The following is a 21,446-nucleotide window of genomic DNA, read 5'->3' as shown; positions in this document are numbered from 1 at the left end:
GGGCGGCGGCTGGCGGAAGAGTAGCGCCGGAACCGCGGCAATATGGCACCAAATGCGCCGCCCCCTGGCGTTGTCCCCCGCCGCCCATTCACACTGGTTGCCCACCAGTAGCTGCTGCGCAGCTCCGCGCCACCCTGTGGTGGCAGCTGGGGCCCGCGCCCCAGGCCTTTCCGGAGCCTCCTGCCTACCTTGCCCCGACCGGCCCGCCCCTGGCGGCGGTGCCGGCCCGTACAACCCTTTCCCCCTACACACTCCCGCGTTGCCCATGAAGTTGAAGTTGTTTGGAATGCGCGGGCCCGCCGGCTTCCCGGCCGCCTTGCTCGCCCTACTGCTGGCCGGGCCCGGGCCCGCCGCCGGGCAGGCCCTCCCCCACCAGGCGGGCAAAATCCCCACGGCGCAGGTGGCCCTGGCCTACGAGACTTTTGGGGCCCCCGGCAGCGCGCTGCCGCTGCTGGTCGTGAACGGGGGCCCCGGCTTGTCCCACGCCTACCTGCTGCCCACGGACGTGTGGCGGCAGCTGGCCCAGAAGCGCCGGGTGATTTTTTACGACCAGCGGGGCACGGGCGCCTCCAGGCCCGTGCAGGCGGGCGCGCCCCAGACCCTGGCCGCGCAGGTCGCCGACCTGGAGGCCCTGCGCCAGGGCCTAAACCTGCCGCAAGTGCTGCTGCTGGGCGATTCTTACGGCGGGCTGCTCAGCATTGCCTACGCCAGCGCCTACCCCCAGCACGTGGCCAAGCTCATCCTCTCGGATGCGGCGGGCAGCAACCTGCGCACCCTGGTGCATTTGTTCGACGAGGTGTTTCCGGAAACGATGGCCGCCGAAAAGCAGCAGCAACCGCCGCCGGTCGTGACGCAGGCCGCGGCCGAGGCCAGCATGCGCACGCACTTCAACCTGCTCTTTTACTCGGCGGCGCAGCGCGACCGGTACTTCCAGAAGCTGGGCCCCATCCACAACGTGGGCCTGGAGCCGGCGGTGGGGCAGGCCGTGGGCGAAGATGCCAGCCAGGCCGATTTCACGCCCAAGCTGGCCGGCTTCACGTTTCCCACGCTGGTGCTCACCGGGCGCTACGACATGAACGTGGCGCCCCTCACCGCCTGGCGCCTGCAACAGGCAATTCCGGGGGCCAAGCTGGTGTTTTTTGAGCAGAGCGGGCACTTCCCCTGGTTTGAGGAGCCCGCCAAGTACCGCGCGGTGGTGGAGCAGTTTCTGGACGGCCCGGCCCGGTGAAAAGACCGCCGGAAACAGGCGCAACGATTCTTAAATTCGAGGTGAGCGACACCGCCCCAACCACGCAACATCAGCGGGCAAGTTTCGCCTTCCGGCAGCAACCTGACTCTGCCACTCCCCCGTAATTACCCGAATTCTTTTGCTGCCCAGGGCCCCGGGCTCACCCCAACGCCCGCCTACCGTTCCCTATGCCTCACTCCCATTCAACTGCGCCCGCGCCCGGGCCAGCGCATCGGGCCCGCGCCCGGTTCGCTGGCCGGCAGCGGCCAGATGGCCGCGCTGGTGGCCGCCAAAGACTGGTCGACGACCCCGCTGGGGCCCGTTGAGCAATGGCCCCAGAGCCTGCGCACGACGGTGAGCCTGTGCCTGGCCTCCAGTTTTCCCATCAGCGTTGCCTGGGGGCCCCAGCGGGTGCAGATTTACAACGACGGCAACCGGGCGCTGTGCGGCGACAAGCACCCCACCTCCCTGGGCCAGGACTACAAGGCGTGCTGGGCCGCGGCCTGGGCGGTGCCGGGCGAAGCGTTTGAGCAAGCCTCGGCCGGGCAGACGCGCTTTCTGGAGAACCAGCGCATGTTCCTGGACCGCTTCGGTTACCTGGAAGAGACGTTTTTTACCTTCTCCTTCAGCCCCATCCTGGACGAGTCGGGCGGGGTGGGCGGGCTGTTTCACCCCGTGACGGAGCTGACCCAGCAGACCCTGGCCGCGCGGCGCCTCCACATTCTGCGCACGGTGGCCGAGCGCACGGCGGGGGCCCTCACCGAGCCCGAAACGGCCGCCCGGCTGCTGGCAGCCTTTCGGGAATTTGCGGAGGATTTGCCGTTCGTGGCGCTCTACGCCGGGGCCCCCGGGGCAGCCCAGGCCCGGCTGGCGGGCCAGGTGGGGCTGGACCAGGCCCCGGCGCTGGCACCGGCGGCCATTGCCCTGGCGGAGGAAATGGCCGGCCCCTGGCCGCTGGCCGAGGCCGCGCGCACCGGCACCGCCCAGCGGGTAGCGCCCCTGGCGGCCCGCTTCGGCGCGTTTGCCAGCGGCCCCTACCCGGAGGCCCCGCACACGGCCCTGGTGTACCCGTTGCGGCGGGGGGGCGCAGCCCGCCTACTTCCTGGTGCTGGGCGTGAGTGCCCGCCGGGCGCTGGACGCCGCGTACGCCCTCTTTTTCGACTTGCTGGCGGGCACCACCACGGCCCTGGCCACGGCCCGCACGCTGGCCGAAGAGCGCGCGCGGGCCGTGGCCCTGGCCGCGCTGGACCGCGCCAAAACGGCTTTTTTCAGCAACATCAGCCACGCGTTTCGCACGCCGCTCACGCTGGTGCTCGGTTCGCTGGACGACGCCCTGGCCGACGGGGCCCACCCGCTGCCCGCCCCGCAGCAGGAGCGCCTGGCGCTGGTGCAGCGCAACACCCTGCGCCTGCAACGCCTGGTGAACAGCCTGCTGGATTTCGCGCGCATCGGGGCGGGCCGCTTGCAGGCCGATTTCGCGCCCCTCGACCTGGCCGCTTACACGGCCGAGCTGGCCGGCGTGTTTCGCACGGCCCTCGAAAAGACCGGGCTGGCCCTGGAAGTGGACTGCCCCCCGCTGCGCGCGCCGGTGTGCGTGGACGCGGGGATGTGGGAGAAAATCGTGTTCAACCTGCTCTCCAACGCCCTGGAGTTCACCTTTGCGGGGGGCGTGCGGGTGAGCCTGCGCGAGGAGGACGGGCAGGCCGTGCTGCGGGTGGCCGGCACCGGCGAGGGCCTGGCGGCGGCCGAGCTGCCGAAGCTGTTCACCCGCTTTTACCGGGCCGAGGGCACCCGGTCGCGCTCCTACGAGGGGTCCGGCACCGGGCTGGCGTTCGTGCAGGAGCTGGTGCAGCTCCACGGCGGGGCGATAACGGCCGAGAGCCGGGTAGGGCAGGGCAGCACGTTTGCCGTGCGCCTGCCACTGGGCGCGGCGCACCTGCCGGCGGAGCAGGTGCGCGACGCCCGCCCGGCCGCCCCGCTACCAAGCCCCGGGGCGGCGTTTGTGGCGGAGGCGCAGCAGTGGCCGGCGGGGGCGCCCGCGGAACCGGCGGGCCCCGGCGCGGCCCCGGCGGAAGTAGCGGCAGGGGCGCGGCCGGCGGACGAGGCCGCGGCGACCATCCTGGTGGTGGACGACAACGCCGACATGCGCGGCTACGTGCAGCGCATATTGGCCCGGGAGCCGCAGTGGACCGTGCGCACGGCCGCCGACGGCTTGCAGGCCCTGGAGGACGTGGCGCAGCAGCTGCCCGACCTGGTGCTCTCCGACGTGGTGATGCCGCGCCTCGACGGCTTCGGCCTGTTGCAGGCCCTGAAGCAAAACCCCGACACGGCCCGGATTCCGGTGGTGCTGCTCTCGGCCCGCGCCGGCGAGGAAGCCACCGTGGAAGGCCTGGACAAGGGCGCCGACGACTACCTCTTGGTGAAGCCCTTCGCGGCCCGGGAGCTGCTGGCCCGCGTGCGCACCCAGCTCGCCACCACCCGCACCCGCCAGGACAATACCCGGCTGCGGTTTGCGGAAGGGGAGCTGCGGGCCAGCGAGCAGCGCTACCGCACCCTGATTGAGGAATCGCCGGTGGCGATGGCGCTGTACCTGGGGCCGGAAATCCGCATTCAGTACGCCAACGCACTTATGCTCGGCTACTGGGGCAAACCGGCGGCGGTGCTAGGCTTGTCCTTCCGGAAGGCTTTGCCCGAGCTGGAAAGCCAGCCTTTTCCGGCCCTGCTGGAGCAAGTGTACGCCACCGGCCAGCCCTACGTGGGCGTCCGCCAGGCCGCCACGCTGCTGGTCGCGGGGGCCAGTTGAAAACCTCGCATTTTACCTTCACCTACAAGCCCCTGCACGACGAGCAGGGGCGGGTGTACGGCATCCACCACACGGCCCTCGACGTGACGGAGGAAGTGCGGGCCTTGCAGCAGATGGAAGAAAGCGAAACCCGCTTTCGCATCATGGCCGACGCGGCGCCCAACATGGTGTGGGCGGTGAATCCGGATTCCAGCATCCGCTACGTCAACCAGGCGTTTATCGACTTTGTGGGCGTGACGCCGGCGCAGTACGAGGCCACGGGCTGGGGGCCCTACATGCACCCCGACGAGCTGGAAAATGCCCAACGCCTGCTCACGGAGGCCATTGGCACGCGCACCCGCTACCGGCTGGAGCACCGCATGCGGCGCCACGACGGGCCGTACCGCTGGCTGCTGGCGCAGGGGGCCCCGAGCTACTTCCCCAACGGGGAGCTGTACGGCTACGTGGGCTCGGCCATCGACACCACCGAGCTGAAGGAAACCAACGAGCAGCTGGCCCGCACCAACCGCGACCTGGACAATTTTGTGTACACGGCCTCGCCCGACCTCAAAGCGCCCATCGGCAACATCGAAGGGCTGCTGCGGCTGCTGGAAGACCTGCTGCCCGCCGAGCTGCGCACCGACGCCACGCCACGCTGCTGCCCGTGCTCGCGCGCATGCAGGACGCGGTGGAGCGCTTCACCCGCACCATCGGCCACCTCACCGACGTGAGCAAGCTCCAGCCGGAGGTTGCCCACCCGGCGGCGCCCACCGCCCTGGCGCCCCTCATCGAAGACGTGCGCCAGGACCTGCCGCCGCTGCTGGCCGCCACCGGCGGCCGGCTGGAGGCAGCGGTGGAGTGCCCCGCGCTGGTGATGGCGGAGAAAAACCTGCGCAGCCTGCTCTACAACCTGGTGAGCAACGCCCTGAAGTACCACCACCCGGACCGCCCGCCGGTGGTGCGCGTCGGCTGCCGCGCCGAAGGCGCCTTCCGGGTGCTGCGGGTGCAGGACAACGGGCTGGGCCTGAGCGAGGGGCAGCAGGCCAAGCTGTTCGGGTTGTTCGAGCGCCTGCACACCCACGTGGAGGGCACGGGCGTGGGCCTGTACATGGTGAAGAAGCTGGTAGAAAACGCGGGCGGCACCATCGCGGTGCAGAGCCGGGCGGGCGAAGGCTCCACGTTCGTTGTGCGGCTGCCGGCGTAGGGGCGCAACCACCGCGGGCCCCGGCCGTACCACTGGCCAGCCGGCTTGCCGCGGCTGCCCCTCCCGCCATGCCCCAACTGTCCAGCATTCTGCTGGTGGACGACGACACGACGACCAATTTTCTGAACCAAACGCTCATCCAGCGCATGAGCGTGGCCGCGCACCTGCAAGTGGCCGAAAACGGGGCCGAGGCCTTGCAGGCCCTGCACCAGACCTGCGAGCCCCTGAGCCCCCGCTGCCCCGACCTGATTTTGCTGGACATGAAAATGCCCGTTATGAACGGCATCGAGTTCCTGGAAGCCTACGCCCAGCTGCCCCTGGCCCGGCAGCGGGGCGTCGGCATCGTGATGCTCACCACGTCGCTGTTGCCGCGCGACCTGGAGCGGGTGCAGCAGCTGCCCGTGGCGGGGGCACTAAACAAGCCGCTGACCAAGGAGAAGCTCCAGGCCGTGGTGGCAGCGCATTTCGGGGCGGAGCCGGTGGGCTAGGCCAATCATCACTCGCCGGCAGGCCAGCTGGTCCACTCGTTTCGCTAGCTATGGGGCGCTTGCTTTGGAAAAACAAGAACGTCCTGCTGAGCAAGTTGCTCAGCAGGACGTTCTTGGCTTATGGCCTTACTTACTGCTGTTGCGCAGTGCCTGCATTGAGGCGCCACTGGGGCAGTAGCGCGAACCTTGCAGTCCGCGCTACTGCCTACTGCGTAACAGCAGTTCCTTACTGGGCCGCCGGGTACCAGTTGCGCAGCCGCACGTCAATCTTTTTGTTGGCCGCGTTCACCTGCTTCTTGAAGCTGGCCACGTCGCTCAAGCCGTTCTGGCCGCGGTAGTGGTAGGGGTACACGATGCCCGGCTTAAACGCCAGCACGCCCTGCGCGGCCTGGTCCACGTCCATCGTGTAGGGCAGGTTCATGCACACGAAGGCTACGTCGATGCTTTTGAGGGCCCGCATTTCGGGAATGTCTTCGGTATCGCCCGACAGGTACACGTTTTTGCCGCCCAGGTTCAGCACGTAGCCGTTGCCCCGGCCCTTGGTATGCGGCGCGTCGGCGGCTTCGGGCAGGTTGTACATCGGGATGGCCGACACGCTCAGGCCCAGCGTGTCGAGCCGCTGGCCGTTGCGCAGGATGCGGACCTGGGCTTTGTACTCGGCGGGCAGCTTCTCGGCCACCGCTGGGGGCACTAGCATCAGGGCCTTGCCCACGGGGAGGCCCGCCAGCGTCTGGGGGTCCAGGTGGTCGCCGTGGATGTCGGTGATGAGAATGACATCGGGCGCGGCCAGGCCGGTGTAGCCCGCGGCCCCGCCGTAGGGGTCTACGTAAATGGTCTTGCCGTTCCAGGCGAACACCACGCTGCCGTGGGTGATGGGCTGCACCGTGAGCGGGCCTTTGCTGGTCGGAATCTGGTCGGGGGCCGCGCGCGGCGCGGGGGCCGCGGCGGGGGTGGTTTGGGCCGGGGCTTGCAGCGTAAAAGTCGCCAGCGCGGCCGTGAGAAGAAGCGTGAATTTCATTAGTTTTTCTGCCGGTTGAGTGAGACTGGTAAGCGGATGGTTTCAGGCGCAGGGCCCCCCGGAGCGGTAGCCACCACCGAAAACCGTGCCCATAACCTGGCCGCCCCGCGCAAGTTCAGGCCGGCTACGTTTGCCGGGCAGGACCGGCACAAGACGGGCAGGCCAGGCAGTCCGCTCGTTTTAGTTCGCGGCTGGTGACTCGTTCGCAGGGGAACAAACCCCGTCCGGACCGCAGCCGTTGAGAAAAAGGCCCTTCCTGGCATAAGGAAGGGCCTTTTACTTTTATGCGATTTCACAGAATACGTCGCAGCGGGCAGCTTTGCTTGCCCCGCCGGCGCGGCCGAAGCACGGGTTTTGCCGCTGTTGTCGAAAGCAACCCAGGGGGCAGGGGCCCTGTGTGGACGCCAGGGCAGGGCCCCGGGGCGGGGGCGAATGGGGGATTTTGTTTCCCGCGCTACTTTGTGCCGTCATGCACGCTGCTTCTGCCCTTCCCCTCGAATGATTGCTTACTCCGAAGACCAGGCCACGGCGCTCGTACCCGATGCGGGCACCCTCAAGCGGGGGCGCGAGCTGGCCCAGGCCGCCAAGTGGGCCAACCTGGGCCGCACCGACGCGGCCGCCTGGGGCGAGTGCGCCGGCAGCGGCGCCAAGCCCTACCTCACGGGCATCGACCTCACCGAGCCGGCCTTTAAGTGCTCGTGCCCGAGCCACGTGTTTCCGTGCAAGCACGGGGCCGGGCTGCTGCTGCTGCTGGCGCGGCAGCCGGCGCTGCTGCCCGCCGGCACCCCGCCCGCCTGGCTCGCCGACTGGCTGGGCAAGCGCCAGACCAAGGGCGCCGAGCAAGCCGAAAAGGTGGCGGCTAAAACGGCCAAGAAAGCGGTGGGCCCTGCCCCACCGGCCGCCGATGGCGATGGTGCTGCCGCCCCCGCCGCTGCGGGCAACGCCGCCCAGCAAAAGCGCGACGCCCAGCGCCAGGCCCGCATGCAGGCCGGGGCCGAGGAGCTGGAAACCTGGCTGCTCGACTTAATGCGCGCCGGCCTGGCCACCCTGGGCCAGCAGCCCAAAAGCTTTTGGGGAGCCCAGGCCGCCCGCCTCGTGGACAACCAGCTGCCCGGCCTGGCCGCCACCCTGCGCGAGCTGGCCGACTGCCCCACCGCCGGCCCCGACTGGGCCGGCCGCCTGCTGGGCCGCCTCGGCGAGGTGTACGTGGTGCTGCGCACCTTCCTCAACCGCAGCGCATTAGCTCCCGCTGCCCGCCAGGACGTGGAGCAGCAAGTGGGCAGCACACCCAAAAAAGACGAGCTGCTGGCCGACCCGGCCACCCTGGTGGTGGCCGATACCTGGCTGGTGCTGGGCCAGTACGGCTGGGCCGAGGAGCGCCTGACCGGCCGCCGCAGCTGGCTCTACGGCCAGCAGTCGGGCCGGCTGGCGCTGGTGCTGGAGTTTGCCTTTGGCAACCAGGCGTTTGGCACGCCGCTCCTTCCGCAGGGTACGTATGCGGGCGAGCTGGCTTTTTACCCCGGCTTGCTGCCGCTGCGGGCCGTGGCGGTGAGCTTGGCCCTGGCGGGCAGCGCGGCCGATGCCACGCCGCCGGGCCTCACCATCAGCCACTTGCTGGATGGCTACGCCACCGCCCTGGCCCACCAGCCCTGGCTGCGCCAGTGGCCGGCGGCCCTGGCCCCAGTGCAGCTGCAGCCCGCGCCCGATGGCCGCTGGCTGCTGCGCCACGCCGCCGAGCCCCTGGCGCTGCCCCTGCGCATCGCCGACGAGGAGCTGGCCTGGCACTGGCTGGCGCTGAGCGGCGGCCAGCCCCTCACCCTCTTCGGCGAGTGGGACGGCCAGGCGTTTTGCCCCCTCATCAGCTGGGTGCCCGACGATGGAGAGACTACTTCTAACCCATTGGAAGCTGGTTTTTTCGAGCAAATACCGGCTACGCGGGAGCCGGTGGGCGGCCCGGCCGCCGTGCTGGCGCACCTGGCCCCGGCCGCACCCGGCCCAGCCGCCCCGAGCGAGGTTTTTGCGGCGGCCAACGCCCCCGCCTGGCCGCAGCTGCTGCGCCTGGCCCTGCTGGGCACCCGCCAAACGGCCGAAACCCTGCCGCCCTTCGCGGCGCTGCCCCTGCCCGATGGGCGCGAGCAGCAGCTGCTGCTGGCCGCCGGGGCCCTGGCCCTGGTGCGCAAGGCCGGCTACCAGCCGGCCGCGGCCACGGTGGCGGCGCCAACCCCCGCCCCGACCGACCCCCTGCCCCCACTAGGCCCCCGCGGCACCGAGTGCCTGCACCAAATGCTGGGCAGCTCCCTCCACCTCGACCTGCTGCCCAGTTACTTAACCCACGTGGCCGCCGCCGGCCGCCGCGTGCCCGCCCGGCTGCTGGTGCCGCTGCTGCAGCACGCCACCCGGTCCACCGAAACTGCTGCCGCGGCGGGGGCCATGCTCGGCACGCGGGGCACCTGGCTGGCCGCCCTCAACCCCGCGTGGGCCCGGCTCATTGCCGCCGCGCTGCCCGCCACCGCCGGCCCGGCCGACCCCAGCCCCTGGGAAACCGGCACCCTGGCCGTGCGCCTCGCCTGGCTGCGCCGGCTTTTCGGCCACGATGCGGCGGCGGCCCGCACCCTGCTGCTGGCCGCCCTGCCCACCGAGCCAGCCAAGGTGCAGGAAGCGCTATTGGAAATTTTGGGCGGCCACCTGCACCCCGCCGACGAGCCGGTGCTCGAAGGCCTGCTCAGGGCGCGGGGCCAGGAGGTGCGCCGCCAGGCGGCCGCGCTGCTGGTGCAGCTACCCGGCGCGGCCCTCACCGAGCGGCTGTGGGCGCGGGCCGCGCCCCTTATCACGGCCCGGCGCAAGCTGCTGGGCCTGGGCAAAGCCGTGCTCGACATCACCCTGCCCACGGCCTGGGATAAGGCGTGGCTGGCCGATGGCATCGAGGAAAAAGACAGTCGGTTTGAGTACACCGTGCGCTCGAAGGGCGCGGTGGCGGCCGTGGGGCCCGCCGCCGCCCGCCTCGGCAACCTGCTGGCGCTGCTGCCCCCGCAGCGCTGGGCGGCGCACCTGGGCCTCACGCCCCCCGAGCTGCTGGCCGCCGCCCTGGCCTCGGAGTGGGCCGTGCCGCTGCTACCCGGCTGGGCCAAAAGCACGCTACTGCACCACGATGCGGCCTTTGCCGCCGCCTTTCTGGCCCTGTGGCAGCACGAGCGCCCGGCGCTGGAAAAGGCGCACTGCCTGCGCAACATCGACTGGCCACTCCTGGGGCCCCTGGTGCCGCCGGCCGACCGGCAAGCCCTGCTGCTGGCCCCCACCCTGGCGCGCGTGCGCAGCCAGGAGGCCGACTGGACGCTCGGCCTCGGCCTGGTGCCCGCGCCCTGGCCCCGCCCCCTCAGCACCGCCGTGGTGGAGGCCGTGGCGGGCGCACTGGCCCATACCGACCACCTCGCGCCCTACAGCGAACCCCTCGCCCCGCCGCAGCGGCTGGCCTGGCTGCTCGTGCAAACCGTGGGCCCCAACCTGGCCCCCGCCGACCGCCCCGCCGCGGCCGCGCGCATCGCCGCCGTGCCCCAGGCCCACCCCATCGTGCAGGTTCAGCTGGATACGTTCGTCAGCACCCTGCGCTTCCAGGCCGAACTAGACGCTTCGCTCCTGGAATAGGCTTCAAAGCCAGGATTCCACTCAGAAAATGCCTGATGAACGCGACAGTCAATCTGAAATGCTAACTTCCTCATTCCAAACTCTTCCCTAAAATGCTGCTCCGCCCCCACGCCGAAGACCTCTACGCCGAGGAGCTGGCCGCCCTCAAAGCCGCCGACGACCGCCCCAAGCCGCCCAACTGGCAGCTCTCGCCCTGGGCGGTGGTGACGTACCTCATGGGCGGCGCGCTCGACAACGGCTTTGCCATCGAGCCCAAGTACATCGGCCAGCGGCGGCTGATGGAAATTGCCGTGGCCACCCTGGCCACCGATAGAGCCCTGCTGCTGCTGGGCGTGCCGGGCACGGCCAAAAGCTGGGTGAGCGAGCACCTCACGGCCGCCATCAGCGGGCACACCAACCTGCTGGTGCAGGGCACCGCCGGCACCGCCGAAGACAGCCTGCGCTACTCCTGGAACTACGCCCGCCTGCTGGCCGAGGGCCCCTCGCTGGGGGCCCTGGTACCCAGCCCGCTCTACAAGGGCATGCAAAGCGGCCAGCTCGTGCGCATCGAGGAGCTCACCCGCATCCCCTCCGACGTGCAGGACACGCTGCTGACCATGCTCTCAGAAAAAGTGCTGCCGATCCCCGAGCTGAGCACCGAAATCCAGGCCACGCAGGGCTTCAACGTCATCGCCACGGCCAACGACCGCGACCGGGGCGTGAACGAGCTGAGCAGCGCCCTGCGCCGCCGCTTCAACGCCGTGGTGCTGCCGCTGCCCGCCACCCTGGCCGAGGAAGTGCACATCGTGCAAACCCGGGTGGCCAAGCAGGGCCAGGCCCTGCAACTGCCCGTGGAGGCCCCCGCGCTGGAGCAAATCAGCCGCCTGGTGACGGTGTTTCGGGAGCTGCGGGCGGGCGTGACGGACAACGGCAAAACCAAGCTCAAGTCGCCCACCGGCACGCTGAGCACCGGCGAGGCCATCTCGGTGATGAACGCCGGCCTGGCCCTGGCCGCCTACTTCGGCGACGGCACCCTGCGCGCCCACGACCTGGCCGCCGGCCTCATGGGCGCCGTCATCAAAGACCCGGGCCCCGACCGCGTGGTGTGGCTCGAATACCTCGAAACCGTGGTGAAGGAGCGCGACGGCTGGAAGGATTTGTACCGGGCGTGCCGGGAGGTGGTGGAGTAGAACGTTTATCCTAGATTATCATTACCATTACCAATGATATTTGAGTTCTTGCTACCTCGGCGGCCCATTTCACACCAGTCTAAAAGTGCTACAAACCGACAGAAATGGAAAGAATTTGTGAGATCTGAAGCGCAAAAAGTATGGGGTGAGCAAACCGTCATTGCCCTACCCTGTCACTTAACTCTCGTCTATTTTTGCGGTGACCGTCCTTCTGACATCGACAACATCATCAAACCGATTCAAGACGCTTTGGTCGGGCTTGTATATGTAGACGATACCTACGTAACGGACGTAGACAGTCACCGCCGGGCCCTCACGGATGCTTTCGACCTTATTCGTCTGCCGCCGCTTGTAGTTTCGACCCTTTCCGAGGGTATAGAGTTTGTTTATGTCCGTGTTTCTACTTCCCAAGCAATCGAGAATTATTTATGAATCCTTCGCAACGCCAACACGACATTCAAGTAGCTGCCTTAGCTGAAAGCTACCGCCAACAAGGCTATGCCGTAACGGCACCGCCCGATATGGAAAGCGTACCTTTTGATTTGAACGGCTTCAGGCCCGATCTATTGGCTGAAAAACAAGGGCAACACCTGCTCATTCTGGCAAATAATACGCAGCAACCAATCTCTATTGGTCGCTTGCGCGAACTATCAGAAACCATTAAGCAACAGCCCACGCCGGGATGGCGATTGCTGCTCATCAATTATTCGCCTGAAAGCGTGGCCGGCGGCCTACTACAAGATCCTATTTCGTGGGATAATATTATACAACGGACAGGCCAAGCTAAAAAATTGCGCGAAGCAGGCGAAGCAGAAGCTGCTATCCTATTATTTTGGTCGGCTTTGGAAGCACTGCTACGCCGCCATGCCGAAAGCTTAGGCTTCCCGTTAGAACAGCTTTCGGTTCGGGCATTGCTGGATTATCTATATTCTGATGCAGACCTGTCTTATGAGCATTTCGACCAAGCTAAAATGCTGCTCTCTGGCCGCAACAAGGTAGCTCATGGATTTACACTTCCTGAAGCCTCACAACAAGCTAATCTTTTACAGAATCTTATCGACGAGTTATCTGGCGAATGGCTGCCAATGCGGAATGTGGCATAATTTGTTTCACTGGCGCTTGAAGAAGACATAGTTCATGCCCACCGACCTGCGCCTTTTCGGCATTCGCCACCACGGGCCCGGCAGCGCGGCCAGCCTCGTGGCGGCGCTCGATGCGTTCCGGCCCGACATGGTGCTGCTGGAGTGCCCCGCCGATGCGGAAGCGGCCCTGGCCACCGCCACCCACCCGGAGCTGGTGCCGCCCGTGGCGCTGCTCGTGTACAACCCCAAGCAGCAGGGCCAGGCCTCGTTTCTGCCGTTTGCCACGTTCTCGCCCGAGTGGCAGGCCGTGCACTGGTGCGCCCGCCACGGGGCCCACGTGCGCTGCATGGATTTGCCGATGACCCTGCGGTTTGCCTCACCCCCCGGCCCCCTCTCCGTTGGAGAGGGGGAGCCAGACGAGCAAAATGAACCCTCGGCAGTGGCACGCGAAACGGAATTGTTCGTCTCCCCCCTCTCCCCCGGAGAGGGGGGCCGGGGGGGTGAGGCCCCCGTGGAAGCCGACCCGGTGGCCTACATCGCCCGGCTGGCGGGCTACGCCGACTCGGAGCAGTGGTGGGAAACCCACCTCGAGCACGCCCCCGGCAACGCCGACACCTTCGCCGGGGTGCTGGCCCTGATGACGGCCCTGCGCGAAGAACTGGCCCGCCCCGAAAGCGCGGAAACCCTACTGCGCGAGGCCTTCATGCGCGAAACCCTGCGCGCCACCCTGGCCCAGGGCTACGCCCGGGTGGCGGTTGTCTGCGGGGCCTGGCACGCGCCGGTGCTGCGGCCCGAGCTGCTCAAGAAAGAGGACAAAGCCCGGCTAAAAGGCCTGAAAAAGGTGCCCACCGAAACCACCTGGATTCCGTGGACCTACGAGCGGCTCGCCCTCAGCTCGGGCTACGGGGCGGGGGTGCTCTCGCCGGCCTGGTACGAGCTGCTGTTTGCCCAGCCCCGGGCCGAGGTGCTGACCCACTGGATGGTGCAGGCCACGCGCCTGCTGCGCGGGCAGGACGTGGACGCCTCCTCGGCCCACGCCATCGAGGGCGTGCGGCTGGCGGGGGCCCTGGCCGCCGTGCGCGGGCTGGCGCTGCCGGGCATCGACGAGCTGCAGGAGGCGGCCGTGGCCATCCTGGGCGGGGGCTACGCCGAGCCGCTGGCCCTCGTGCACCGGGCCCTGGTCATCGGCGAGCGGCTGGGCGAGGTGCCCCCCGGCCTGCCCGCCACGCCCTTGCAGCAGGATCTGGCCCAGCAGCAGAAAACCCTGCGCCTCAAGCCCGAAGCCTTTCCCAAACCCCTCGACCTGGACTTACGCCAGTCCGCCCAGCTCGACCGCAGCCACCTGCTGCACCGCCTGCGCCTGCTCGACATCAAGTGGGGCGAGCCGGAGGCCGTGAGCGGCAAAAGCGGCACCTTCCACGAGCTGTGGCGGCTGGCCTGGGCCCCCGAAATGGCCCTGGCCGTGATTGAGGCCGGCCGCTGGGGCAACACCGTGCTGGGGGCCGCCGCGGCCCGCGCCACCGCCCGCGCCGCCGAAACCGCCACCCTCGAAGCCGTGAGCCAGCTGCTCGAAGAAGCCCTGCGCGCCGACCTGGGCCCCGCCATTCCGGCGCTGGTGGCGCGCCTCGAAACCATCGGGGCCGGCACCCGCGACGTGACGCACCTGCTGGCCGCCCTGCCCCCGCTGGTGCAGGTGCTGCGCTACGGCAACGTGCGCCGCACCGACACGGCCCAGGTGGCCCAGGTGGTGGACCAGCTGGTGCCGCGCCTCTGCATCGGCCTGCCCGCCGCCTGCGCCGGCCTCGGCTACGATGCCGCCCGCCCGCTGCTCACCCGCCTGGAAGCCACCCACCAGGCCATCCGGCTACTCGAAGTGCCGGCGCACGAGGCCGCCTGGTACGGGGCCCTGGGGGCCGTGCAGCGCCACGCCGCCAGCAACGGCCTGCTGGCCGGGGCGGCCGCCCGCTTCCTCTTCGACGCCCGGCAGGCCGATGCCGAGGCCACGGCCACCACCCTCGGCCTGGCCCTGGCCCCCGCCCAGCCCACCGACTACGCCACGGCCTGGATTGAGGGCTTTTTGCGCGGCAGCGGCCTGCTCCTGCTGCACCACCACGAGCTGTTCGGCCTGCTCGACGCTTGGCTGGGGGCCCTGCCGGAAGCCACCTTCCGCGAAATCGTGCCCCTGCTCCGCCGCGCCTTCACCGACTTCTCGCTGCCCGAGCGGCGGCAGCTGCTGGAGCTGGCCGCCACCGACGCGCAAGCGCCGGCGGCGAGCACGGCCACCGTGGATTTTGACTGGGAGCGCGGGGCGCGCGTGCTGCCGGGGCTCCGCGCGCTGCTGGGGGAGCCGGTCTAGTTGGCTTAATCTTTAGGAGAAATATCCATCATGAGCCCACCAGATTTCTTTTATAGCCCGAACGCTTACGCGCTTGGCATTGTCGAGCAGCGTCAAATTATCTGCCAGTGCTGTGAAGAAGCACGGGCGTTGTGTTACACCGGCAATTTTTATTGCACAGACGACGTGGATATTCTTTGCCCTTTGTGCATCGCCGATGGCCGGGCCGCCGCGAAGTACAATGGCTCTTTCGTGTCTGATTTTGAAGGACTTAATCCTGGACCGAATGGCTTGGGAGCGCCAATGTCGCCATCGTCCATGGAACAAGTGAGCAGCCGCACGCCGGGCTACGCCTCCTGGCAAGGCTCCGTCTGGCTGGGGCACTGCGGAGAAGCCTGCATTTTTCTGGGTTATGTGGGCAGCAAGGAATTAGTCCCTATTTGGGCAGAAGTTCGGGACGATGCCGTAGCCAGCGGTTGGGGCGAAGACGCAATTCAATACCAAATGCATAAGGATGGCGATATGACCGGCTATTTATTTCAGTGCCCGCGTTGTGCAAAGCATCGCCTTCATGTTGACGCCAACTAAAACGCTGCTGCCATGAACACTACCCGCTGGAAACTCGTCCTCGGCAGCGCCGCCGACGCGGCCAACGCCGTGCCCCTGCCGCCCGACTACGGCCGCATGGACGACGTGCTCACGGCCCTCTACGACGGCGACCAGGCCGCGCGCAAGGCCGGGCTGGGCGGCTCGGCCCCGCGGGTGAGCCGCTGGCTGGGCGACATCCGTGCGTACTTCCCCGCCGAGGTAGTGGCCGTGATGCAACAGGACGCCATGACGCGCCTGGGCCTGAACCAGCTGCTGCTGGAGCCCGAAATCCTGCGCACGGTGCAGGCTGATGTGCACCTGGTGGGCACCCTGATGGCCCTGAGCCGGGTGATGCCCCAGAAGGCCAAGGCCACGGCCCGCGAGGTCATCACCAAAGTGGTGCGGGAGCTGGAGAAAAAGCTCAGCAACCCGCTGCGCCAGGCGGTGCAGGGGGCCCTGAGCCGGGCCGTGCACAACCCCCGCCCCCGCTACCACGAAATCAACTGGGGAGCGACCATCAAAGCCAACCTGCGGCACTACCAGGCGGCCCACAAAACCGTGATTCCCGAGCGGCTGGTGGGTTTTGGGCGGCGCGGGCAGGCCCTGAAGGAGATTGTGCTGTGCGTGGACCAGAGCGGCTCGATGGCCTCGTCGGTGGTGTACGCGGGCGTGTTTGGGGCGGTGCTGGCCTCGCTGAAGGCGGTGAAAACGCACATGGTGGTATTCGATACGGCCGTAGTGAACCTGAGCGCAAACCTGCACGACCCGGTGGACCTGCTCTTCGGGGTGCAGCTCGGCGGGGGCACCGACATCAACCTGGCCCTCACCTACTGCCAGCAGCTCATCACCCGCCCCACCGACACGATTCTGGTGCTGGTCACCGACCTCTACGAGGGCGGCAACGAGCGGGAGATGATCAAGCGGGCAGCGGCGCTCAAGGCCGCCGGCGTCAACCTAGTGGTGCTGCTGGCCCTGAGCGACGATGGGGCCCCCAGCTTCGACCGCCGCGTGGCCGAGCAGCTGGCGGCGCTGGGCATCCCCAGCTTCGCCTGCACGCCGGCGCGCTTCCCGGCCCTGATGGCAGCGGCCATCCAGGGCCAAAAGCTGGAAGCCTAGCAGCCGTGTAAAACGGAGTGGTACTCCGTTTGGCGTTTGCCCGATAACGAAGTGCCACTCCGTCTGGCGTTTGCCCGATAACGAAGTGCCACTCCGTTTGGCGTTTGCCCGATAACGGAGTGCCACTCCGTTTTACAGCACCGGGCACACTGGCTTGAAAACGCCTTATATCGCACCAAAACAAGGTTTTCCTGCCCAAAATGGACTACCCGTGCAGCACCGGGTGCGCCTCGAAGTACAGCCACCCCCAATGCAGCAGCGCCACGCTACCCCAGGCCACCAGGCCCGCCACGGCCAGGAAGCCGAGCAGCAGCAGCGCCACCAGGCCCTTGCCGCTGCCCCGGTGCTTGCCCTCGGCGTAGTGGCGGCGCAGCAGGGCCACGTTGCGCTCGTTGCTTTTGTAGGTAAAGTCGAACACGTTACCCAGGACGGGGATGGCTCCCACCACGCTGTCAATCAGAATATTGAGGGCCATGCGCACCGCTACCGCCCCGCTGGCCCCGTGGCGCAGCATGGTCAGCAGCAGGGCCACCGACACGGCCGTGGTGGAGAGGTCGCCCACGACGGGCACCAGGCCCAGCAGTGGGTCGAGGCCGAAGCGGAAACGGGTGCCGGGCAGCCGGAACTGGCTATCCATGAGGCGGGCCACGCGCTCGACCCAGCGCAGGCGGTCGTCAACGTCGAAGGGGGCGGGCACGGCGGGGCGGTTGAGCAGGGGCATGGGAGAGCGACGGGTTGGCCCGCTATACGGCGTACCGCCCCGCGGGTACAGCGGAGCGCCAGTGCCGGGCACGCGGCGGCGGGAAGCCGCCGCAAGCTTTCGCGCGTGCCGGGGGGGTTCGTGCTTAGCCGTGCCTGTCATCGCCCATACGCTTCGGGGGGGGCCCTTGCCGCCCGCCTCTGGGGGCCTGCTGCCCGCGGGAAGCCGTGGCCCACGCTTCAGCGCGGGCTGGCCCCTTACCTTGCGCCATGGCCAATGTGTTGACCCTCATGCTAAGCAGACTATTCAAGAACCGCCGGCTACCCGGCGGCCGGCGGTGCGCCGGGGCCCGGCTGCTACTGGCCCTGTGCCTGGGCCTGGGCGGGCGCGGGGCCGCCGGGCAAGCCGTGCCCTACGGCCACAACCCCGCCGCGGGGCACTACCTGGCGGTGCGCGGGGTGCGGCTCTACTACGAGGCGTACGGCGCGGGCCCGCCCCTGCTGCTGCTGCACGGCAACGGCGGCAGCATCGCGGCTTTTAAGCAGAACATCCCCTACTTCGCCCGGCACTACCGGGTCATTGCCCTGGACAGCCGCGCCCACGGCCGCTCGGCAGACCCCGGCGACTCGCTGAGCTTCGAGATGATGGCCGACGACTGCGCGGCCCTGCTCACGGGCCTGCGCCTCGACTCCGCCTACGTGCTGGGGTGGAGCGACGGCGGCATCACGGCCCTGCTGCTGGCGCTGCGCCACCCCGGACACGTGCGGCGGCTGGTGGCCACGGGGGCCAACCTCGCGCCCGACTCCACGGCCCTGCTGCCGGCCCTGTGGAAGCAGCAGCAGCGCGAATACCGGGCAAACAAGGGCGCGGCATTCGCGGACCCGGCCCGGCGAAACGCCTGGAAAATCTTCCGGCTGGACGTGTTGCAGCCCAACGTGCCGCTGGCGGCGCTGCGCCGGGTCCGGGCCCCGGCGTTCATCGTGGCCGGCGACCACGACCTGATTGTGCCGCAGCACACGGTGGCCATCTACCAGCACCTGCCCCGCGCCTGGCTCTGGGTGGTGCCCGGCAGCGGCCACGCCACGCTGCAAGAGCACGCGGCCGAATTCAACCAAAAAGCCGACGCGTTTTTTCGGGCCCCGGCCATTCCGGCTTTGGCCCATTAACGGCCGGCGCCCGCCCGGCAGAGCCGTCAACTAACGCGCCTGCCTAAGAATGCGGGCCCCCGGTAATTATGGGCAGATTCACCGGGCTAGTAATCAACGAGCAGGCGCAGCCATAAAATACAAATCGCGGCAATTCGGACAGTTGGCGTAAGTATTTTTCTTGCGAAGGGATAGAATAGCGTTCCGTTAGCGTTCATCTAACGAGTTACAGGGCCCGGCGACGCGCAAATAATTTGAGGCTCACACGGCTTACGTTGCGGATGCGTGCAGGGCAACGGTCCTGCCGGTGAGCACGGGCCAAAGCGGTGAAAACCACCGTTGCAGGCTGGCTGGCCACGGAAACCTTATACGACCATAACATAATATTATTTTCGCTTCCGCAAACCTGGGGCGTCCTTTGTGGTAGTTCCAATAATCAAATGACTTACCCGGGGTACTGTTAAAAGCCCCGGGTGTCGCGGCAGCCGACAAAGAATATGCTACCAACAACGTGCTGCGAACCAGCGCAAACGACAGAGGCAACCCTCTGAAACCCCAATTTTAAATTAATCCAACCTTTTCAACGATGGCTGAAGAACATAACAAGCACGCGCCCGCCGGCAACACCACGGAGCATTTCATGAATGATCCCTCGGCGGCAAAATGCCCGTTTTTGGCAGGCACGACGCCGCAGCAAGCGGCCGGCGGCGGCACCCGCAACCGCGACTGGTGGCCCAACCAGCTCCGGCTCAACATCCTGCGCCAACAGTCGGCCCTGTCGAACCCGATGGGCGAAAGTTTCAACTACGTCGAGGAATTCAAGAAGCTGGACCTGAACGCGGTGAAGCAGGACCTGTTTGCGCTGATGACCACCTCGCAGGACTGGTGGCCGGCCGACTACGGCCACTACGGCCCGTTCTTTATCCGCATGGCCTGGCACAGCGCCGGCACCTACCGCATCACCGACGGCCGCGGGGGCGCGGGCTCGGGCATGCAGCGCTTCGCGCCGCTCAACAGCTGGCCCGACAACGCCAACCTCGACAAAGCCCGCCTGCTGCTGTGGCCGGTGAAGCAGAAGTACGGCGAGCAGATTTCCTGGGCCGACCTCATGATTCTGGCCGGCAACTGCGCCCTGGAGTCGATGGGCCTCAAGCCGTTCGGCTACTCGGGTGGCCGCGCCGACGTGTGGGAGCCGCTGGATGAAATCTACTGGGGCTCGGAAAAAGAGTGGCTGGGCGACAAGCGCTACACCGGCGACCGGCAGCTCGAAAACCCGCTGGCGGCCGTGCAGATGGGCCTGATTTACGTGAACCCGGAAGGCCCCAACGGCAACCCGAACCCGCTGGGCGCGGCCCGCGACATCCGCGAAACCTTCGGCCGCATGGCCATGAACGACGAGGAGACCGTGGCCCTGATTGCCGGCGGCCACACCTTCGGCAAAACCCACGGCGCGGCCGACCCCGCCGAGTACATTGCGCACGAGCCGGCCGCGGCGGGCATCGAGCAGCAGGGCAAGGGCTGGCTGAACTCGTACGGCACCGGCAACGCCGGCGACACCATCACCAGCGGCCTCGAAGGGGCCTGGACCTCCACGCCCGCCAAGTGGGGCAACGGCTACTTCAACAACCTGTTTGGCTACGAGTGGGAGCTGACCAAGAGCCCGGCCGGGGCCAAGCAGTGGAAGCCCAAAAACAACGGCGGGGCCGGCACCATCCCCGACGCCCACGACCCCAACAAGTCGCACCAGCCGTTCATGCTGACGACGGACATCGCCCTGCGCGAAGACCCGATTTACGAGAAAATCTCGCGCCGCTTCCACGCGAACCCCGAGGAGTTTGCCGACGCCTTCAGCCGCGCCTGGTTCAAGCTCACGCACCGCGACATGGGCCCCCGGGTGCGCTACGTGGGGGCCGACGTGCCCGCCGAAGTGCTCATCTGGCAAGACCCGGTGCCCGCCGCCGACTACGCGCCGATTGACGCCGCCGACATCAGCACGCTGAAAGACCGGCTGCTGGCCTGCGGCCTCACGGGCTCGCAGCTCGTGCGCACGGCCTGGGCGTCGGCCTCCACGTTCCGCGGCTCCGACAAGCGCGGCGGGGCCAACGGGGCCCGCGTCCGGCTGGCCCCCCAGAAGTTCTGGGAAGCCAACAACCCGGCCGAGCTGGCCACGGTGCTCGACGTGCTGACCGGCATCCAGACCGAGTTCAACGCCGCGCAAGCCGGCGGCAAGCGCGTATCGCTGGCCGACCTGATTGTGCTGGGCGGGGCCACCGCCATCGAGCAGGCCGCCAAGGAAGGCGGCTACGACGTGCAGGTGCCCTTCCACCCCGGCCGCACCGACGCCTCGCACGAGCAAACCGACGTGCAGTCGTTTGCCGCGCTGGAGCCGCACGCCGATGGCTTCCGCAACTACCTGCGCGCCAACCACGAAGCCGCCCCCGAGGCGATGCTCATCGACCAGGCGCAGCTCCTGACCCTTACGGCCCCCGAAATGACGGTGCTGGTGGGCGGCCTGCGGGTGCTGGACACCAACTACGACCACTCCAACCACGGCGTCTTCACCGACCGGCCAGGCGTGCTCACCAACGACTACTTCGTGAATTTGCTCGACATGGGTACCACTTGGAAGGCTACTTCCGAGGCCGACCAGGTGTTCGAGGGCCGCGACCGCAACACCAACCTGGTGAAGTGGACCGGCACCCGCGTGGACCTGATTTTCGGCTCGAACTCGGAGCTGCGGGCCGTGGCCGAAGTCTATGGCACCAATAACGCCGGCCCGAAATTCGTGCGCGACTTCGTGGCCGCCTGGGCCAAAGTGATGGACGCCGACCGCTTCGACCTGGCCAAAGCGTAAGGTTGAACTGGCGAGCTATTGCTTGCTGGTTATGTTAAGAAAACGTCGCCCTGACAACGGGGCGGCGTTTTTTTGTGGACTTACTTTAGCACCAT

16 protein-coding genes are annotated in these 21,446 nt (G+C 68.0%); 14 read left to right on the top strand and 2 right to left on the bottom strand.

The window, feature by feature from the left end:
• Positions 1 to 265 precede the first annotated feature (265 nt).
• The 5 genes from HNP98_RS12695 to HNP98_RS12675 all read left to right on the top strand — a co-directional run bounded on the left by HNP98_RS12695 (position 266) and on the right by HNP98_RS12675 (position 5,702).
• Positions 266 to 1,228 carry an alpha/beta fold hydrolase gene (locus tag HNP98_RS12695; RefSeq protein ID WP_173810448.1) on the top strand — a complete coding sequence of 321 codons (963 nt, stop codon included), beginning with the start codon at positions 266 to 268 and terminating at the stop codon, positions 1,226 to 1,228.
• A gap of 1,114 nt (positions 1,229 to 2,342) precedes the next feature.
• On the top strand, positions 2,343 to 4,031 hold the full coding sequence (locus HNP98_RS12690) for a response regulator (protein WP_173810447.1): 1,689 nt from the start codon (positions 2,343 to 2,345) through the stop codon (positions 4,029 to 4,031).
• On the top strand, positions 4,028 to 4,741 hold the full coding sequence (locus tag HNP98_RS12685) for a PAS domain-containing protein (RefSeq protein ID WP_173810446.1): 714 nt from the start codon (positions 4,028 to 4,030) through the stop codon (positions 4,739 to 4,741). Before HNP98_RS12690 ends, HNP98_RS12685 begins: the two co-directional genes overlap by 4 nt.
• Positions 4,675 to 5,214 (top strand): sensor histidine kinase, encoded by a 540-nt coding sequence (locus HNP98_RS22350; RefSeq protein ID WP_173810445.1) that lies wholly within the window; start codon positions 4,675 to 4,677, stop codon positions 5,212 to 5,214. Before HNP98_RS12685 ends, HNP98_RS22350 begins: the two co-directional genes overlap by 67 nt.
• Positions 5,215 to 5,282: 68 nt before the next feature.
• Positions 5,283 to 5,702 (top strand): response regulator, encoded by a 420-nt coding sequence (locus tag HNP98_RS12675; RefSeq protein ID WP_173810444.1) that lies wholly within the window; start codon positions 5,283 to 5,285, stop codon positions 5,700 to 5,702.
• A gap of 226 nt (positions 5,703 to 5,928) precedes the next feature.
• Here HNP98_RS12675 and HNP98_RS12670 read toward each other — a convergent pair whose 3' ends face one another.
• The gene (locus HNP98_RS12670) at positions 5,929 to 6,720 is read right to left on the bottom strand and encodes an MBL fold metallo-hydrolase (protein ID WP_173810443.1); all 792 of its coding nucleotides are present in this window, start codon (positions 6,718 to 6,720) and stop codon (positions 5,929 to 5,931) included.
• A 498-nt stretch (positions 6,721 to 7,218) separates the two neighbouring features.
• On the opposite strand from HNP98_RS12670, the gene HNP98_RS12665 reads away from it, so the two are divergent.
• From HNP98_RS12665 to HNP98_RS12635, 7 genes are all read left to right on the top strand, one after another.
• On the top strand, positions 7,219 to 10,362 hold the full coding sequence (locus tag HNP98_RS12665; protein ID WP_173810442.1) for an SWIM zinc finger family protein: 3,144 nt from the start codon (positions 7,219 to 7,221) through the stop codon (positions 10,360 to 10,362).
• A gap of 92 nt (positions 10,363 to 10,454) precedes the next feature.
• The gene (locus HNP98_RS12660) at positions 10,455 to 11,531 is read left to right on the top strand and encodes an ATP-binding protein (RefSeq protein WP_173810441.1); all 1,077 of its coding nucleotides are present in this window, start codon (positions 10,455 to 10,457) and stop codon (positions 11,529 to 11,531) included.
• Between the two features lie 33 nt (positions 11,532 to 11,564).
• Positions 11,565 to 11,963: a RusA family crossover junction endodeoxyribonuclease gene (locus HNP98_RS12655; RefSeq protein ID WP_173810440.1), complete on the top strand. Its 399-nt coding sequence runs from the start codon at positions 11,565 to 11,567 to the stop codon at positions 11,961 to 11,963.
• Positions 11,960 to 12,634, top strand: a complete 675-nt coding sequence (locus HNP98_RS12650; RefSeq protein ID WP_173810439.1) for a hypothetical protein — start codon at positions 11,960 to 11,962, stop codon at positions 12,632 to 12,634. The genes HNP98_RS12655 and HNP98_RS12650 overlap by 4 nt, the downstream gene beginning before the upstream one ends.
• A 34-nt stretch (positions 12,635 to 12,668) precedes the next feature.
• Entirely contained in the window at positions 12,669 to 14,969 is a 2,301-nt protein-coding gene (locus HNP98_RS12645) for a DUF5682 family protein (RefSeq protein WP_173810438.1), read from the top strand.
• 30 nt (positions 14,970 to 14,999) lie between these two features.
• Entirely contained in the window at positions 15,000 to 15,536 is a 537-nt protein-coding gene (locus HNP98_RS12640) for a CbrC family protein (protein ID WP_173810437.1), read from the top strand.
• A gap of 12 nt (positions 15,537 to 15,548) precedes the next feature.
• Entirely contained in the window at positions 15,549 to 16,652 is a 1,104-nt protein-coding gene (locus HNP98_RS12635; protein WP_173810436.1) for a VWA domain-containing protein, read from the top strand.
• 205 nt (positions 16,653 to 16,857) lie between these two features.
• Here the strand turns inward: HNP98_RS12635 and HNP98_RS12630 are convergent, their stop codons facing one another.
• Complete coding sequence (locus tag HNP98_RS12630; protein ID WP_217425753.1) at positions 16,858 to 17,373, bottom strand: DUF4112 domain-containing protein; 516 nt, start codon at positions 17,371 to 17,373, stop codon at positions 16,858 to 16,860.
• A 269-nt stretch (positions 17,374 to 17,642) separates the two neighbouring features.
• Between HNP98_RS12630 and HNP98_RS12625 the strand changes: the two genes are divergently transcribed.
• Together HNP98_RS12625 and katG are read left to right on the top strand one after the other, a co-directional pair.
• The gene (locus HNP98_RS12625; RefSeq protein ID WP_173810435.1) at positions 17,643 to 18,518 is read left to right on the top strand and encodes an alpha/beta fold hydrolase; all 876 of its coding nucleotides are present in this window, start codon (positions 17,643 to 17,645) and stop codon (positions 18,516 to 18,518) included.
• A 565-nt stretch (positions 18,519 to 19,083) separates the two neighbouring features.
• Entirely contained in the window at positions 19,084 to 21,351 is a 2,268-nt protein-coding gene (gene katG / locus HNP98_RS12620) for a catalase/peroxidase HPI (protein WP_173810434.1), read from the top strand.
• Positions 21,352 to 21,446 lie beyond the last annotated feature (95 nt).

This window comes from Hymenobacter caeli (genome assembly GCF_013294115.1).
Classification (GTDB): Bacteria; Bacteroidota; Bacteroidia; order Cytophagales; family Hymenobacteraceae; genus Hymenobacter; species Hymenobacter caeli.
The sequence above is the reverse complement of the archived record's forward strand: the minus strand, read 5'-3'. Positions and strand labels throughout refer to the sequence as shown.

Coding starts and splice junctions, on each gene's coding strand:
- HNP98_RS12695 (WP_173810448.1), top strand. CDS start 266: ATGAAGTTGAAGTTGTTTGGAATGCGCGGGCCCGCCGGCTTCCCGGCC.
- HNP98_RS12675 (WP_173810444.1), top strand. CDS start 5,283: ATGCCCCAACTGTCCAGCATTCTGCTGGTGGACGACGACACGACGACC.
- HNP98_RS12670 (WP_173810443.1), bottom strand. CDS start 6,720: ATGAAATTCACGCTTCTTCTCACGGCCGCGCTGGCGACTTTTACGCTG.
- HNP98_RS12665 (WP_173810442.1), top strand. CDS start 7,219: ATGATTGCTTACTCCGAAGACCAGGCCACGGCGCTCGTACCCGATGCG.
- HNP98_RS12660 (WP_173810441.1), top strand. CDS start 10,455: ATGCTGCTCCGCCCCCACGCCGAAGACCTCTACGCCGAGGAGCTGGCC.
- HNP98_RS12655 (WP_173810440.1), top strand. CDS start 11,565: ATGATATTTGAGTTCTTGCTACCTCGGCGGCCCATTTCACACCAGTCT.
- HNP98_RS12650 (WP_173810439.1), top strand. CDS start 11,960: ATGAATCCTTCGCAACGCCAACACGACATTCAAGTAGCTGCCTTAGCT.
- HNP98_RS12645 (WP_173810438.1), top strand. CDS start 12,669: ATGCCCACCGACCTGCGCCTTTTCGGCATTCGCCACCACGGGCCCGGC.
- HNP98_RS12640 (WP_173810437.1), top strand. CDS start 15,000: ATGAGCCCACCAGATTTCTTTTATAGCCCGAACGCTTACGCGCTTGGC.
- HNP98_RS12635 (WP_173810436.1), top strand. CDS start 15,549: ATGAACACTACCCGCTGGAAACTCGTCCTCGGCAGCGCCGCCGACGCG.
- HNP98_RS12630 (WP_217425753.1), bottom strand. CDS start 17,373: ATGCCCCTGCTCAACCGCCCCGCCGTGCCCGCCCCCTTCGACGTTGAC.
- HNP98_RS12625 (WP_173810435.1), top strand. CDS start 17,643: ATGCTAAGCAGACTATTCAAGAACCGCCGGCTACCCGGCGGCCGGCGG.
- katG (WP_173810434.1), top strand. CDS start 19,084: ATGGCTGAAGAACATAACAAGCACGCGCCCGCCGGCAACACCACGGAG.